Raw genomic sequence first — 14,706 nt, 5'->3', positions numbered from 1 at the left:
ATCGAGACCGAAAGGTCTCTTTTTTTATACAAAAATAGTTCTAAAAAATAGGTTTCTCGGCGAGGAGAAAGTATTAGGAACTTATGAATAAATGAGAGAGACAATGAATTTAGATAATCTAAACGAGTTAATGAACACTATATATAAAGTGAGAGCCTAGCGCTTGTCTTGAGTGAAGGAAACTTCTTAGCATCCGATGATGGTAGTTGGACTAACGTTTCGATAGAATAAGATGTTACCAGACAAAGTACGAGACCGAAAGGTCTCTTTTTTATATTAAATAATTACAATAATTAGGTTTGGGAAAATTTTCTTTTTAATAAAGCAATTTTAAATCGAACATCTAAGTAAGTTGAAATGACAATGATTAAGAAGTTAGTTAAGTATTAGAGAAAATTTGTGTTTTCTAATACACTAGTAATAAATAACAAGAAATTAAGAAAGAGGGATGACTTTGATTATTAGGGCATTGGAGAAGACAGATTTATCATTTATACATCATTTGAATAATGAGTATTCCATTATGTCGTATTGGTTTGAAGAGCCTTATCAATCATTAAGCGAATTAGAAAATTTATATACAAAGCATATTTTAGATGAAACAGAGCGACGTTTCATTGTTGAAGAGGGATCAACATCTGTAGGCGTGGTAGAGTTATTAGAAATTAACTTTATACATAGAACTTGTGAAGTGTTAATTATTATCGATCCGCAGTATGCAAATAATGGGTACGCGAAAAAAGCCTTTAAAATGGCTATTGACTATGCTTTTTTAGTATTAAATATGAATAAGGTATACTTATATGTGGATATTAAGAATGAGAAAGCAGTACATATCTATCAAAGTAATAATTTCGAAATAGAAGGAACGTTAAAGGAACACTTCTATACAAGGGGAGAATATAGAGATTGCTATGTAATGGGCTTGTTAAAAAGGAATTGGGTTAATAAGAATGATGATGATTTGTCTCATATAAGATGAAAAATTAAATTTAGAGAGAGTTATTAATATGAAAAGACCAATAATTCAAAAATTAAATCACTTGATAGAGAAAAAAGCTATCTCTATGCATGTTCCTGGACATAAAAACATGACAATCGGCTACTTAAATAGGCTTGATTTAGCAATGGATATGACAGAAATTACTGGATTAGATGATATGCATTATCCTGAAGGAATTATTTTAGAAAGCATGGAGAATTTTAGGAAACATAAAAACTATGATGCTTTCTTATTAGTTAACGGAACGACTTCAGGTATATTATCGGTTATCCAAGCGTTTTCGACAAGAAAAGGTAAATATTTAATTAGTAGAAATGTTCATAAATCAGTATTTCACGGTTTAGACATAACACAACAACAAGCGACAATAACTAAGACAGATGTCAGTAAGAAAACGAATCAATATGTAAATCCAAAGATAAATCAAGATAAAAATCAATATTATAAACTTGCCATCTGTACATACCCTAATTATTACGGTGAAACTTTTGATATTTCTCAATATATCAAACAATTACATCACAGAGGGATACCGATATTAGTAGATGAAGCGCATGGTGCACATTTTGGTTTATATGGATTTCCAGAATCCTCAATGAATTTTAATGCTGATTACGTTGTGCAGTCATATCACAAAACACTCCCTGCACTAACAATGGGATCAGTTATATATATACATAAAGATGCACCATTAAGACAACAAGTCATAGATTATTTAACTTATTTCCAAACGTCAAGTCCTTCGTACCTCATTATGTCTAGTTTAGAATTAGCGAATAAATTTTATAAAGAATATGATTCTACATTATTTGACCAACGAAGAAAGATGTTAATTGATTTATTAGTAAATATGGGATTTACAGTTATAGAACCAGAGGATCCTTTAAAATTGGTTGTGAGTTTTGAGGGTGTTGAAGGTTATGATGTGCAAAAATGGTTTGAGGATAAAGAAATTTATGTAGAATTAGCTGATATGTATCAAGTGTTACTCGTTCTCCCCCTATGGCATGAAGGAGATAAATTTCCTTTTAAGTTGTTGATTGAAAAAATTAGAGAAATTAACGTGCCAAAAAAATGTACGCGCGACATAAAACCTCTTAATTTTATGACGGGTTTTAGCGAATACAAAACTGTTCATTTTCAAAATACGAAAGAAGTGTCTATTAAAAGGGCAGAAGGTAAAGTTTTAGCACAACATATCGTTCCATACCCTCCAGGTATACCGGTGATGTTTAAAGGAGAAGTCGTGACGTCTCATATGATAGACTTATTAAATAAATATGATAAACAAAATATTAAAGTTGAAGGTTTAAATCATAAAAAAATATTAGTTAAGGATGAATAAGAAATGTCTACATTTATAACGTTTGAAGGTCCAGAAGGAGCAGGAAAGACCTCAGTAATTAAAAAAGTAAGCGAAAGATTAGCTAAAGAATATGATATTGTTACAACACGTGAACCTGGTGGAGTATTAACTAGTGAAGAAATACGTCGTATTGTACTTGATGGAGATAGTATAGACATTCGAACTGAAGCTATGCTGTTCGCTGCATCTAGACGTGAACACCTTGTTGAAAAGATTATCCCATCTTTACAGGCAGGTAAAATTGTCCTTTGTGATAGATATATTGATAGTTCATTGGCTTATCAAGGTTATGCAAGGGGTATAGGAATTAAAGAAGTAAAATTATTAAATGAATTTGCAATTAATGGTTTGTATCCAGACTTAACGATTTATTTAGATGTTGATGCGGAAATTGGTCGTCAAAGAATTCTAAAAAATAACAGAGAACAAAACAGATTAGATAAAGAGGAAAAAGCTTTTCATGAAAAAGTGATCGAAGGATATCAAAAAGTGATTAGTGATAATCCTCATCGGTTTATTAAAGTCAATGCTAACCATAGTTTGGATAAAGTTGTTGAAGAAACATACCAATCTATCATCAAATATTTAAAATAATTATGATATAATGATAAAAAGAGGTGTATAAAAATGAAAATGATTATAGCGATCGTTCAAGATCAAGATAGTCAAGAGCTTTCAGACCAACTCGTAAAAAACAATTTCAGAGCTACAAAGTTAGCAACTACTGGTGGATTTTTAAGAGCAGGCAATACAACTTTCTTATGTGGGGTTAAGGATGACCGTGTCGACGAGGTTCTATCTGTCATTGATAATACTTGTGGTAATAGAGACCAACTTGTTTCACCAATAACACCAATGGGTGGTAGTGCAGATTCATATATTCCTTATCCAGTTGAAGTTGAAGTAGGTGGCGCGACAGTATTTGTAATGCCGATTGAAGCATTTCATCAATTCTAGTTGTTTATAAAAAATCTACTTTTCATTTACATATTTATGTTAACGAAAAGTGTTTAAAATGTAATTATTATAGATGTATTTTTTATTTGGCTACTTGAAATGTAGTTTGAGATTGAAGGCATATTCATTCAAAATTTATACTTCATCCTTTGAGTTTTTAGCGTGAAAGTTAGTAATTATATGCGTTTAATTCAAGGAATGCAGTTGCTAATTCGAAATTGTTTGAAGACGATGCTCAACAGTCTAGAACTATCATTTAAGTAGTCTTTTTACATAATGAATATCATAAAGGGAGTAAGTCGCTTATGGATGAACAACAACAGTTAGCTAACGCATATCATTCTAACAAATTGTCACATGCATATTTGTTTGAGGGTGATGATGCACAAACGATGAAACGTGTCGCAATCCATTTTACTAAATTAATTCTTTGTAATAATAGTAATCAATGCGAACTGAAAGTTGATACTTTTAATCATCCTGACTTTTCATATGTGTCTTCTGATGAAAATACAATTAAAAAAGAACAAATTGAAAAACTTGTTCATCATATGAACCAACTACCTATTGAGGGTCAATATAAAGTATATATTATTGAGGATTTTGAAAAATTAACTGTTCAAGGGGAAAATAGTATACTAAAATTTTTAGAAGAGCCCCCTGATAATACAATTGCGATACTTTTATCAACGAAACCGGAACAAATATTAGACACTATACATTCAAGATGTCAGCATGTATATTTTAAGCCTATTGATAAGCGGCAGTTTATAGAGCGTTTAGTAGAGATGTCAATAGCAAGACCGGTAGCAGAAATGCTAAGTACCTATACAACTCAAATAGAAGCAGCATCGTCGTTAAATGAGGAATTTGATTTAGTTACTTTAAGAAAATCAATCATCAGATGGTGTCAATTAATATTATCTAATAAAGCTATGGCTCTTATAGGTGTCATTGAGTTATTAAAACAAGCTAAGAATCGTAAATTACAATTACTTACTTTATCAGCCGTCAATGGCTTTTTCGAAGATATAATGCATGCAAAGATAGAAATGGATAATTATTATACATTTAGTGATTTAACTGAAGAAATTGAAAATTATGCAAATCAATTAACTTTTAATCAATTAATCCTCATGTATGATCAGATTACTGAAGCGCATAAAAAGTTAAATCAAAATGTTAATCCAACACTTGTTTTTGAACAAATAGTAATAAAAGGTGTGATTTAAAATGCCCAATGTTGTAGGTGTTCAGTTTCAAAAAGCAGGGAAATTAGAATACTACGCGCCGAATCAATTAGATGTAGAGGTTGGTGACTGGGTTGTTGTCCAATCTAAAAGAGGTATAGAAATTGGCCACGTAAAGTTTCCATTACGTGAAGTTGATGTAGAAGATGTCACATTACCGCTAAAAAATATCATTCGTAAAATGAATGAAGATGATCAAGAAACATATTATCGTAATGAACGCGATGCCAATGATGCGTTAGAATTATGTAAAAAAGTAGTTAAAGATCAGCAATTAGATATGCGATTAGTTAATTGTGAATATACATTAGATAAATCTAAAGTGATTTTTAATTTTACCGCAGATGATCGCATTGATTTTCGCAAACTTGTTAAAGTTTTAGCTCAAAATCTAAAGACTAGAATAGAATTACGTCAAATTGGGGTAAGAGATGAAGCGAAATTATTGGGTGGTATCGGTCCTTGTGGACGTTCTTTATGTTGTTCTACATTTTTAGGAGATTTCGAACCTGTATCCATTAAAATGGCGAAAGATCAGAACCTATCATTAAATCCAACTAAGATTTCAGGAGCTTGTGGTAGATTGATGTGTTGTCTTAAATATGAAAATGACTACTATGAAGAGGCTCGAACTCAATTACCTGATGTTGGAGATATGATTCAAACACCAGATGGTCACGGAAAAGTGATAGGATTAAATATTTTAGATATTTCTATGCAAGTTAAAATAGAGGGTCTAGAACAACCTTTAGAATATAAAATGGAAGAGATAGAAGTATTGAATTAAGGAGGTTGAATAACCTTTGAATCGAAACGAATTATTCGAAAGACTTATGAAATTAGAACATCACGTTGAACAACTTACAACCGACATGTCAGAACTTAAAGATTTAACAGTCGAACTTGTTGAGGAGAATGTTGCTTTGCAAGTTGAAAATGAAAATTTAAAACGATTGATGAACAAAACTGAAGAATCGGTTGAAACTCACTTAGATAAAGATAATTATAAGCATGTAAAAACACCATCTCCAAGTAAAGATAATTTAGCAATGTTATATCGTGAAGGTTTTCATATTTGTAAGGGTGAATTATTCGGGAAACATCGTCATGGTGAAGATTGCTTATTATGCCTTAATGTGTTGAGTGATTAATTCTTTCGATAAATAAATGTTTAAATATAAGGATGTATTATAAGTGTGTAGTTTAAGTCATACTGTAATAACATCCTTTTTTTAGGAGTAAAGATATGTTAGAAGATAATGAACGCGTTGACCATTTAATAAAAGAAGGATATGAGATTATACAAAATGATGAAGTATTCTCTTTTTCTACTGATGCCCTATTGTTAGGGTATTTAACCGAAGTTCGCAAAAATGATAAAGTTATGGATTTATGCTCCGGCAATGGTGTTATTCCATTATTATTAGCTGCTAAATCAACTCAACCTATTGAAGGAATAGAAATACAAGAGCAACTAGTGAGTATGGCACGTCGCAGTTTTAAATTGAATGATTTGAACGATAGACTAACTATGCACCATATGGATTTAAAAGATGTATATCAAACATTTCAACCTGCTCAATATACATTAGTGACTTGTAATCCTCCTTATTTTAAAATGAATCAAAATCATCAACATCAAAAAGAAGCACATAAAATAGCACGTCACGAAATAATGTGTAATCTTAAAGATTGTATTGAAGCTGCAAGACATTTACTTAAAGAGGGTGGTCGTTTTATTATGGTTCATCGAGCGGAAAGGCTAATGGATGTCTTAACCGAATTAAGACATGGTAAAATTGAGCCTAAAGCACTGACGTTAGTGTATAGTAAACATGATAAGCCTGCACAAACAATTGTTGTGGAAGGAAGAAAAGGTGGTAACCAAGGTTTAGATATACGTAATCCATTATACATATATAATGAGGATGGATCATATAGCGATGAGATGAAAGGTGTTTATTATGGATAAACATTTTGTTTATATTGTTAAATGTAATGACGGAAGTTTATATACAGGCTATGCTAAAGATGTAAATGCACGCGTAATAAAGCATAATAACGGTAAGGGTGCTAAATATACAAAAATAAGACGGCCGGTAGAGTTAGTTTATCAAGAAACATATACAACGAAATCGGAAGCATTGAAACGTGAATATGAAATTAAAACATATACTAGACAACAAAAGTTAAAAATGATACAGGAGGGATAACATGACAACTTTATATTTAGTAGGAACACCAATTGGAAATCTTGGTGATATTACATTTCGAGCTATAGAAACATTAAAAAAAGTTGATGTGATTGCATGTGAAGATACACGTGTAACACGGAAATTGTGTAATCATTATGAAATACAAACACCTCTAAAGTCGTATCATGAACATAATAAAGAACAACAAACTGACTATTTAATCAAGCAGTTACAAACTGGCTTAAATATAGCGTTAGTATCAGATGCTGGGTTGCCATTAATTAGTGATCCAGGATATGAATTGGTTGTCGAAGCACGTAAAAATAATATAAATATAGAAACAGTACCAGGTCCTAATGCTGGGTTGACTGCACTTATGTCAAGTGGATTACCATCTTTCACATACACATTTTTAGGTTTTTTGCCAAGAAAAGAAAAAGAAAAAATTGAAGTGCTTGAGGATAGAATGTTTCAAAATAGTACTTTAATACTTTATGAATCGCCTTATAGGGTTACTGATACTTTGAAAGCAATAGCTAAAATAGATTCACAAAGATGGATTACTGTTGGTAGAGAGCTAACGAAGAAATTTGAACAAGTTCTTACACTTACAGTTGATGATATGTTGAAATTGATTAATCATGACAAATTACCTCTTAAAGGTGAGTTTGTGATACTGATTGAAGGTGCATTACCTAAGAGTGGTGAATCATGGTTTGAAAGCTATACGGTTAAAGAACATGTTGATTATTATATTGAAACCAAACATGTTAAACCTAAAAAAGCAATTAAATTTGTCGCTACAGATCGACATATGAAGACGGGTGACATATATAATATTTATCATAATATTGATTAAAAATGTGTTAAACACTTTACTTTATAATGACTTAATTATTGTAAAAAACCCATAGCGTGTTGATTTTATGGTATTGTAGTAAAGATGATGACAATTAATTTTCAATTGATGCGAATTTTTCAAACTGATACATAACGGTACGCGACTTCATTGAAAAGAAAAATAAATTTAGATATCATTTATTATGTAATTAATGAGGAGGACCAGTGATGGCTAAAGATACATTTTATATAACAACCCCAATATACTATCCGAGCGGGAACCTACACATCGGTCATGCATACTCTACAGTCGCAGGCGACGTGATAGCTCGCTATAAAAGAATGCAAGGCTATGATGTTCGTTATTTAACTGGCACTGATGAGCACGGTCAAAAAATCCAAGAAAAAGCTCAAAAAGCTGGCAAAACAGAACTAGAATACTTAGATGAAATGATTTCAGGTATTAAAAACTTATGGAGTAAACTTGAGATTTCTAATGATGATTTTATTCGAACTACAGAAGAGCGTCATAAGCAAGTCGTTGAGAAAGTGTTTGAGCGATTATTAAAACAAGGTGACATTTATTTAGGTGAATACGAAGGTTGGTATTCTGTTCCTGATGAAACATATTATACAGAGTCACAACTTGTTGACCCTGTTTATGAAAACGGCAAAATTGTAGGTGGTAAAAGTCCTGATTCTGGTCACGAAGTCGAACTTGTAAAAGAAGAAAGCTATTTCTTCAACATTAATAAATATACAGACCGCTTATTAGAATTTTACGATGAAAATCCAGACTTTATACAACCACCATCTAGAAAAAATGAAATGATTAATAACTTTATCAAACCAGGTTTAGAAGATTTAGCAGTATCACGTACATCATTCGATTGGGGTGTACGTGTACCATCTAATCCTAAACATGTTGTATACGTGTGGATTGATGCACTTGTTAATTATATTTCTTCATTAGGTTATCTATCTGATGATGAAACATTATTTAATAAATATTGGCCAGCAGACATACACTTGATGGCTAAAGAAATTGTACGTTTCCACTCTATTATATGGCCAATATTGTTAATGGCGTTGGATTTACCACTTCCTAAAAAAGTTTTTGCACACGGTTGGATTTTAATGAAAGATGGTAAAATGAGTAAATCTAAAGGTAATGTCGTAGATCCTAATGTATTAATTGATCGTTATGGTCTTGATGCGACACGTTATTACTTAATGCGTGAATTACCGTTTGGTTCTGATGGCGTATTTACACCGGAAGCCTTTGTTGAAAGAACAAATTACGATCTTGCGAATGATTTAGGTAATCTAGTGAATCGTACTATCTCTATGATAAACAAATATTTCCACGGCGAATTACCTGCATACCAAGGTCCAAAACATGAATTGGATGAAAAAATGGAAGCGATGGCGCTTGAAACTGTTAAATCATTCAATGATAATATGGAAAGTTTACAATTTTCTGTTGCTTTATCAACAGTATGGAAATTTATTAGTCGTACAAACAAATATATTGATGAAACTCAACCTTGGGTTCTTGCAAAAGATGAAAATCAACGTGAGATGCTTGGTAATGTAATGGCACATCTTGTCGAGAACATTCGTTTCGCTACAATCTTATTACAACCATTCTTGACGCATGCACCTAGAGAGATATTTAAGCAACTTAATATTAACAATCCGGATTTACATCAATTAGATAGTCTGCAACAATATGGTATGTTGTCAGAGGCAATTACTGTAACTGAAAAGCCAACACCAATTTTCCCAAGATTAGACACTGAAGCAGAAATTGCTTATATCAAAGAATCAATGCAACCACCTAAATCAATAAAACAGTCTGATGAACCCGGTAAAGAGCAAATTGATATCAAAGATTTTGATAAAGTTGAAATCAAAGCAGCAACCATTATTGATGCGGAAAATGTAAAAAAATCGGAGAAACTATTAAAAATAAAAGTTGAATTAGATAATGAACAACGTCAAATAGTATCTGGTATAGCTAAGTTTTATCGTCCGGAAGACATTATTGGTAAAAAAGTTGCAGTTGTTACTAATTTAAAACCAGCTAAATTGATGGGACAAAAATCCGAAGGTATGATTTTGTCAGCTGAAAAAGATGGCGTACTTACCTTGATAAGCTTGCCTAGCGCAATTCCAAATGGTGCAGTAATTAAATAGTATAATCTAAGGATAGGAGAGATAATGATGTTAATCGATACGCATGTACATTTAAATGATGAACAATATGATGAGGATTTAAATGAAGTGATATCTCGTGCGAGAGAAGCAGGCGTAGATAGAATGTTTGTAGTAGGTTTTGATACACCTACTATTGAACGTACTATGGAGCTAATAGATAAGTATGACTTTATCTATGGTATTATCGGTTGGCATCCTGTTGATGCAATAGATTGTACTGATGAAAGATTGGAATGGATAGAAAGTCTTTCTAAACATCCTAAAATTATTGGTATTGGTGAGATGGGGTTAGATTATCATTGGGATAAATCACCTTCTGATGTACAAAAAGAGGTATTTAAAAAGCAAATTGCATTAGCTAAACGTGTTCAATTACCTATTATTATTCATAATCGTGAAGCGACTCAAGATTGCATAGATATTTTGATTGAAGAACATGCAGAAGAAGTGGGCGGAATAATGCATAGTTTTAGTGCTTCACCTGAAATTGCTGATGTCGTGATTAATAAATTGAACTTCTATGTTTCGCTTGGAGGACCCGTCACTTTCAAAAATGCAAAACAACCAAAAGAAGTTGCTAAACACGTACCAATGGATCGTTTGTTATGCGAGACAGATGCCCCGTATCTATCCCCGCACCCTTATAGAGGTAAACGTAATGAACCAGAACGTGTTACTTTAGTAGCACAACAAATTGCAGATTTGCGTGGTATGACTTATGAAGAGGTCTGTCGCCAAACAACCGAAAATGCTGAACGTTTATTCAATTTGAATTAACTCAATGAATTTTTAGTGGGAAAGGTGTCTAACTTTAAAAAGATGAGGAACATCACTTTTTTATAAGTTTAAGATATCTTTCTCATTTTTTTAATTTAAACTGAGGTTAGTGTAAGAAATTATGATTTGATAGTTATTATTTTAATATTGCCAAAAGATTCTATAAAATTAATAATTAAGATATCAATATTGTGGAAGGTTAATTTATGAAAATAAACGAATTTATTGTTGTTGAAGGTAAAGATGATACTGAACGAGTAAAAAGTGCTGTAGATTGTGATACTATTGAAACAAACGGTAGTGCAATTGATACATATACTTTAGAAGTGATACAACACGCGCAGCAAACTAGAGGTGTGATTGTACTGACAGATCCAGATTTCCCAGGTGATAAAATTAGAAATACTATACGGGAACATGTTTCTGGTGTTAAACACGCATATGTAGATAGAGAAAAGGCCAAAAGTAAAAGAGGTAAAATAGGAATAGAACATGCAAACATTAAAGATATTCAAGAAGCATTAATGCATGTAAGTTCACCACTTGAAGAAGCTAAAGAAACTATTGATAAAAGTGTACTCATTGATTTGGGATTAATTATCGGTAAAGATGCAAGATACCGTAGAAATATCTTAGGTCGAAAATTACACATCGGTCACTCTAATGGAAAGCAATTATTAAAGAAACTTAATGCTTTTGGCTATACTGAAGACGATGTCAGAAAAGCGCTATTTGAAGAAGAGGAGAATTAAATGGAATATAAAGATATAGCAACACCATCTCGAACACGTGCTTTGCTTGATCAATATGGGTTTAATTTTAAGAAAAGTTTAGGACAAAATTTTCTAATAGATGTAAATATCATTAATAAAATTATCGAAGCGAGTCATATAGATTGTACAACGGGTGTAATTGAAGTTGGACCAGGTATGGGATCATTGACTGAACAACTTGCAAAGAATGCTAAGAAGGTGATGGCTTTTGAAATTGATCAAAGATTAATACCTGTGCTTAAAGATACACTTTCACCATACGATAATGTAACAATTATCAATGAAGATATACTTAAAGCTGATATTGCTAAAGCTGTAGATACACATCTACAAGATTGTGACAAGATTATGGTTGTTGCTAATTTACCGTATTATATTACCACACCTATTTTACTTAATTTGATGCAACAGGATGTACCTATTGATGGTTTTGTCGTAATGATGCAAAAAGAGGTAGGAGAACGTTTGAACGCTCAAGTAGGTACCAAAGCATACGGTTCGTTATCGATTGTTGCTCAATACTATACGGAGACAAGTAAAGTTTTAACAGTTCCTAAAACTGTATTTATGCCTCCTCCAAACGTTGATTCTATCGTTGTAAAATTGATGCAACGCCAAGAACCACTTGTACAGGTTGATGATGAGGAAGGCTTTTTTAAGTTAGCAAAGGCCGCTTTTGCACAACGACGTAAAACAATTAATAATAACTACCAAAACTTCTTTAAAGATGGTAAGAAGAATAAAGAAACTATACGACAGTGGCTAGAAAGCGCTGGTATTGATCCTAAAAGACGTGGAGAAACACTCACGATTCAAGATTTCGCCACATTATATGAACAAAAGAAAAAATTCTCCGAATTAACAAATTAAAATGTTGACAAAGGCCCTTCACATTGATAAAATTTAAATTTTATTTGACGAAAACGACTCAAATATGGTAAAATGTAATGTGTAGTGAGGTGGGGCAATATGCCAAAATCAATTTTGGACATCAAAAATTCTATTGATTGTCATTTAGGAAATCGTATTGTACTTAAAGCCAATGGTGGACGTAAAAAGACAATTGAACGATCAGGGGTTTTAAAAGAAACATATCCATCTGTTTTTATTGTCGAATTAGATCAAGATAAACACAACTTTGAACGCGTATCTTATACATACACTGATGTGCTTACAGAAAATGTACAAGTTTCATTTGAAGAAGATAATCATCAAGAAGCAGTTGCACACTAACAAAAACATAATTTATGAGCGTCGTCGATAACTCTAAATTTAATATTTTTTATTTAAGGTGAGTCTGGACATTGAATATATGTTCAGACTCTTTGTTATTGTAGTCTTTATTTATTCCCATTTTCATGAGATTATGCAACTTACGTTTATTATTAATACACAATTCATTTAAATTAAACGAATAACCATTTGAATAAGTCCAATTTTTGTAATATCCAAAAGTGATTCGCTTTAGTTGTTAAATATATTTTTAAATATTGAAAATGCGTATGTTGAGTGTTAAAAAATTACTCTTCATTAAGATTTTACGAGAAATTGCACATAATCTATCAAATATTTAAAGGCTTTATGTTAAAATCATTTTAATAACAATTCAAAGCGAGGGCGGAAAAATGATATATGAAACTGCGCCAGCTAAGATAAATTTTACGCTCGACACCCTTTTTAAAAGAGATGATGGTTATCATGAAATTGAAATGGTGATGACAACAGTTGATTTAAATGATCGATTATCTTTTGAAAAGCGAACTGATAATAAAATTGTTGTCGATATTGAGCATAATTATGTTCCTAACGATAATAAAAACCTTGCGTATAAAGCAGCTGATTTAATGTTTGAGAGATTTAATATTAATGAAGGTGTGACAATTTCAATCGATAAAGATATACCAGTTTCAGCTGGACTTGCAGGTGGTTCTGCGGATGCTGCCGCTACAATGAGAGGATTGAATCGATTGTTTGGTTTAGGTCAATCTTTAGACGCTTTAGCTGCATTAGGCATACAAATAGGCACAGACATACCTTTTTGTATTTATAACCAAACTGCTGTGTGTACGGGGCGTGGCGAGCAAGTAACTTTCCTAAAAAGACCACCTTCTGCATGGGTTGTTTTAGCTAAGCCTAACATCGGAATTTCATCACCTGATGTATTTAAAGCACTAGATTTAACTGAAGAACATATAGTTCATAATGAAAAGTGTAAGCAAGCTTTAGAGAACAATGATTATCATTTATTATGCAATAGTCTTTCTAACCGGTTAGAGCCTGTTTCTATGGCTATGCATCCTGACATTAAAAAGATTAAAGATAACATGCTACAATGTGGTGCTGATGGTGCTTTGATGAGTGGAAGCGGTCCTACTGTTTACGGGCTAGCTCAAAAAGAAAGACAAGCTAAAAATATTTATAATGCAGTGAATGGTTGTTGTAATGAAGTTTACTTAGTAAGATTATTAGGATAGAAGGGTTTGAAAAGATGAGATATAAAAGAAGCGAACGTATTGTATTTATGACACAATACCTCATGAACCACCCAAATAAGTTGATACCCCTCACTTATTTTGTAAAGAAATTTAAACAAGCAAAATCGTCAATTAGTGAAGACGTTCAAATCATTAAAAATACGTTTCAAAATGAAAAATTAGGAACTATTATTACTACAGCAGGTGCTAGCGGTGGAGTAACCTATAAGCCTATGATGAGTAAATCAGAGGCCACAGAGGTTGTTGATGAGGTGATAGAGCAATTACAAGAGAAAGACCGTTTGCTACCTGGAGGATATTTATTTTTATCCGATTTAGTTGGTAATCCTTCTCTATTAAATAAAGTAGGTAAGTTAATTGCTAGTATATATATGAACGAAGAACTTGATGCTGTTGTTACCATAGCGACTAAAGGGATATCACTTGCGAATGCAGTCGCAAACGTATTAAATTTACCTGTAGTGGTTATAAGAAAGGACAATAAAGTTACAGAAGGTTCTACGGTTTCAATCAATTATGTTTCAGGATCATCTAGAAAAATAGAAACAATGGTGTTATCGAAACGAACTTTAGCTGAGAATTCTAATGTCCTCGTAGTAGACGATTTTATGAGGGCTGGTGGCTCAATTAATGGAGTAATGAATTTAATGAATGAGTTTAAAGCCCATGTAAAAGGGGTATCAGTACTTGTAGAATCAAAAGAAGTAAAACAAAGATTAATTGAAGATTATACTTCCTTAGTCAGATTGTCAGATGTCGACGAGTACAACCAAGAATTTAAAGTGGAACCAGGCAACAGTTTGTCTAAATTTTCTTAAAAAAGGAGTGTC

17 protein-coding genes are annotated in these 14,706 nt (G+C 32.2%); all 17 read left to right on the top strand.

Features of this window, described 5'->3' with window-relative positions:
* Positions 1–448 precede the first annotated feature (448 nt).
* The 17 genes from HMPREF2576_RS04520 to purR all read left to right on the top strand — a co-directional run bounded on the left by HMPREF2576_RS04520 (position 449) and on the right by purR (position 14,694).
* A complete protein-coding gene (locus HMPREF2576_RS04520; protein ID WP_002440739.1) occupies positions 449–982 on the top strand; it encodes a GNAT family N-acetyltransferase in 534 nt (177 codons plus the stop codon).
* A gap of 28 nt (positions 983–1,010) precedes the next feature.
* Positions 1,011–2,348, top strand: coding sequence for an aminotransferase class V-fold PLP-dependent enzyme (locus HMPREF2576_RS04515; protein ID WP_001832221.1), 1,338 nt, complete (start codon positions 1,011–1,013; stop codon positions 2,346–2,348).
* A gap of 3 nt (positions 2,349–2,351) precedes the next feature.
* Positions 2,352–2,963 carry a dTMP kinase gene (gene tmk, locus HMPREF2576_RS04510; protein WP_001832211.1) on the top strand — a complete coding sequence of 204 codons (612 nt, stop codon included), beginning with the start codon at positions 2,352–2,354 and terminating at the stop codon, positions 2,961–2,963.
* A gap of 33 nt (positions 2,964–2,996) precedes the next feature.
* Positions 2,997–3,326 carry a cyclic-di-AMP receptor gene (locus HMPREF2576_RS04505; protein WP_001832200.1) on the top strand — a complete coding sequence of 110 codons (330 nt, stop codon included), beginning with the start codon at positions 2,997–2,999 and terminating at the stop codon, positions 3,324–3,326.
* A gap of 305 nt (positions 3,327–3,631) precedes the next feature.
* Complete coding sequence (locus HMPREF2576_RS04500) at positions 3,632–4,558, top strand: DNA polymerase III subunit (protein ID WP_001832202.1); 927 nt, start codon at positions 3,632–3,634, stop codon at positions 4,556–4,558.
* Between the two features lies 1 nt (position 4,559).
* The gene (locus HMPREF2576_RS04495) at positions 4,560–5,363 is read left to right on the top strand and encodes a PSP1 domain-containing protein (protein ID WP_001832240.1); all 804 of its coding nucleotides are present in this window, start codon (positions 4,560–4,562) and stop codon (positions 5,361–5,363) included.
* 16 nt (positions 5,364–5,379) lie between these two features.
* Entirely contained in the window at positions 5,380–5,727 is a 348-nt protein-coding gene (gene yabA / locus HMPREF2576_RS04490) for a DNA replication initiation control protein YabA (protein ID WP_001832238.1), read from the top strand.
* Between the two features lie 95 nt (positions 5,728–5,822).
* Positions 5,823–6,548, top strand: a complete 726-nt coding sequence (locus HMPREF2576_RS04485; protein ID WP_002457100.1) for a tRNA1(Val) (adenine(37)-N6)-methyltransferase — start codon at positions 5,823–5,825, stop codon at positions 6,546–6,548.
* The gene (locus HMPREF2576_RS04480; RefSeq protein WP_001832208.1) at positions 6,541–6,789 is read left to right on the top strand and encodes a GIY-YIG nuclease family protein; all 249 of its coding nucleotides are present in this window, start codon (positions 6,541–6,543) and stop codon (positions 6,787–6,789) included. The genes HMPREF2576_RS04485 and HMPREF2576_RS04480 overlap by 8 nt, the downstream gene beginning before the upstream one ends.
* A 1-nt stretch (position 6,790) precedes the next feature.
* Positions 6,791–7,630, top strand: coding sequence for a 16S rRNA (cytidine(1402)-2'-O)-methyltransferase (gene rsmI / locus HMPREF2576_RS04475; protein ID WP_001832235.1), 840 nt, complete (start codon positions 6,791–6,793; stop codon positions 7,628–7,630).
* A gap of 209 nt (positions 7,631–7,839) precedes the next feature.
* Positions 7,840–9,810, top strand: a complete 1,971-nt coding sequence (gene metG, locus HMPREF2576_RS04470) for a methionine--tRNA ligase (RefSeq protein WP_002457101.1) — start codon at positions 7,840–7,842, stop codon at positions 9,808–9,810.
* Positions 9,811–9,837: 27 nt separating this feature from the next.
* Entirely contained in the window at positions 9,838–10,608 is a 771-nt protein-coding gene (locus HMPREF2576_RS04465; RefSeq protein WP_002458670.1) for a TatD family hydrolase, read from the top strand.
* A gap of 206 nt (positions 10,609–10,814) precedes the next feature.
* On the top strand, positions 10,815–11,360 hold the full coding sequence (gene rnmV, locus HMPREF2576_RS04460) for a ribonuclease M5 (protein ID WP_001832196.1): 546 nt from the start codon (positions 10,815–10,817) through the stop codon (positions 11,358–11,360).
* A complete protein-coding gene (gene rsmA / locus HMPREF2576_RS04455; protein WP_001832224.1) occupies positions 11,361–12,251 on the top strand; it encodes a 16S rRNA (adenine(1518)-N(6)/adenine(1519)-N(6))-dimethyltransferase RsmA in 891 nt (296 codons plus the stop codon).
* A gap of 99 nt (positions 12,252–12,350) precedes the next feature.
* The gene (gene veg, locus HMPREF2576_RS04450; protein WP_001832193.1) at positions 12,351–12,614 is read left to right on the top strand and encodes a biofilm formation stimulator Veg; all 264 of its coding nucleotides are present in this window, start codon (positions 12,351–12,353) and stop codon (positions 12,612–12,614) included.
* Between the two features lie 392 nt (positions 12,615–13,006).
* Positions 13,007–13,855 carry a 4-(cytidine 5'-diphospho)-2-C-methyl-D-erythritol kinase gene (ispE, locus tag HMPREF2576_RS04445; protein ID WP_001832203.1) on the top strand — a complete coding sequence of 283 codons (849 nt, stop codon included), beginning with the start codon at positions 13,007–13,009 and terminating at the stop codon, positions 13,853–13,855.
* 14 nt (positions 13,856–13,869) lie between these two features.
* Entirely contained in the window at positions 13,870–14,694 is an 825-nt protein-coding gene (gene purR, locus HMPREF2576_RS04440) for a pur operon repressor (protein WP_001832187.1), read from the top strand.
* The last annotated feature ends 12 nt before the right edge of the window (positions 14,695–14,706 follow it).

The organism is Staphylococcus sp. HMSC063F05, assembly GCF_001837075.1.
Lineage (GTDB): Bacteria > Bacillota > Bacilli > Staphylococcales > Staphylococcaceae > Staphylococcus > Staphylococcus epidermidis.
The sequence above is the reverse complement of the archived record's forward strand: the minus strand, read 5'-3'. Positions and strand labels throughout refer to the sequence as shown.

What these genes read in the sequence shown, in the direction of transcription:
- rnmV (WP_001832196.1), top strand. Translation starts at nt 10,815, where the DNA reads ATGAAAATAAACGAATTTATTGTTGTTGAAGGTAAAGATGATACTGAA.
- HMPREF2576_RS04520 (WP_002440739.1), top strand. Translation starts at nt 449, where the DNA reads ATGACTTTGATTATTAGGGCATTGGAGAAGACAGATTTATCATTTATA.
- veg (WP_001832193.1), top strand. Translation starts at nt 12,351, where the DNA reads ATGCCAAAATCAATTTTGGACATCAAAAATTCTATTGATTGTCATTTA.
- tmk (WP_001832211.1), top strand. Translation starts at nt 2,352, where the DNA reads ATGTCTACATTTATAACGTTTGAAGGTCCAGAAGGAGCAGGAAAGACC.
- HMPREF2576_RS04505 (WP_001832200.1), top strand. Translation starts at nt 2,997, where the DNA reads ATGAAAATGATTATAGCGATCGTTCAAGATCAAGATAGTCAAGAGCTT.
- HMPREF2576_RS04500 (WP_001832202.1), top strand. Translation starts at nt 3,632, where the DNA reads ATGGATGAACAACAACAGTTAGCTAACGCATATCATTCTAACAAATTG.
- HMPREF2576_RS04465 (WP_002458670.1), top strand. Translation starts at nt 9,838, where the DNA reads ATGTTAATCGATACGCATGTACATTTAAATGATGAACAATATGATGAG.
- rsmA (WP_001832224.1), top strand. Translation starts at nt 11,361, where the DNA reads ATGGAATATAAAGATATAGCAACACCATCTCGAACACGTGCTTTGCTT.
- HMPREF2576_RS04515 (WP_001832221.1), top strand. Translation starts at nt 1,011, where the DNA reads ATGAAAAGACCAATAATTCAAAAATTAAATCACTTGATAGAGAAAAAA.
- HMPREF2576_RS04480 (WP_001832208.1), top strand. Translation starts at nt 6,541, where the DNA reads ATGGATAAACATTTTGTTTATATTGTTAAATGTAATGACGGAAGTTTA.
- rsmI (WP_001832235.1), top strand. Translation starts at nt 6,791, where the DNA reads ATGACAACTTTATATTTAGTAGGAACACCAATTGGAAATCTTGGTGAT.
- purR (WP_001832187.1), top strand. Translation starts at nt 13,870, where the DNA reads ATGAGATATAAAAGAAGCGAACGTATTGTATTTATGACACAATACCTC.
- metG (WP_002457101.1), top strand. Translation starts at nt 7,840, where the DNA reads ATGGCTAAAGATACATTTTATATAACAACCCCAATATACTATCCGAGC.
- HMPREF2576_RS04495 (WP_001832240.1), top strand. Translation starts at nt 4,560, where the DNA reads ATGCCCAATGTTGTAGGTGTTCAGTTTCAAAAAGCAGGGAAATTAGAA.
- ispE (WP_001832203.1), top strand. Translation starts at nt 13,007, where the DNA reads ATGATATATGAAACTGCGCCAGCTAAGATAAATTTTACGCTCGACACC.
- HMPREF2576_RS04485 (WP_002457100.1), top strand. Translation starts at nt 5,823, where the DNA reads ATGTTAGAAGATAATGAACGCGTTGACCATTTAATAAAAGAAGGATAT.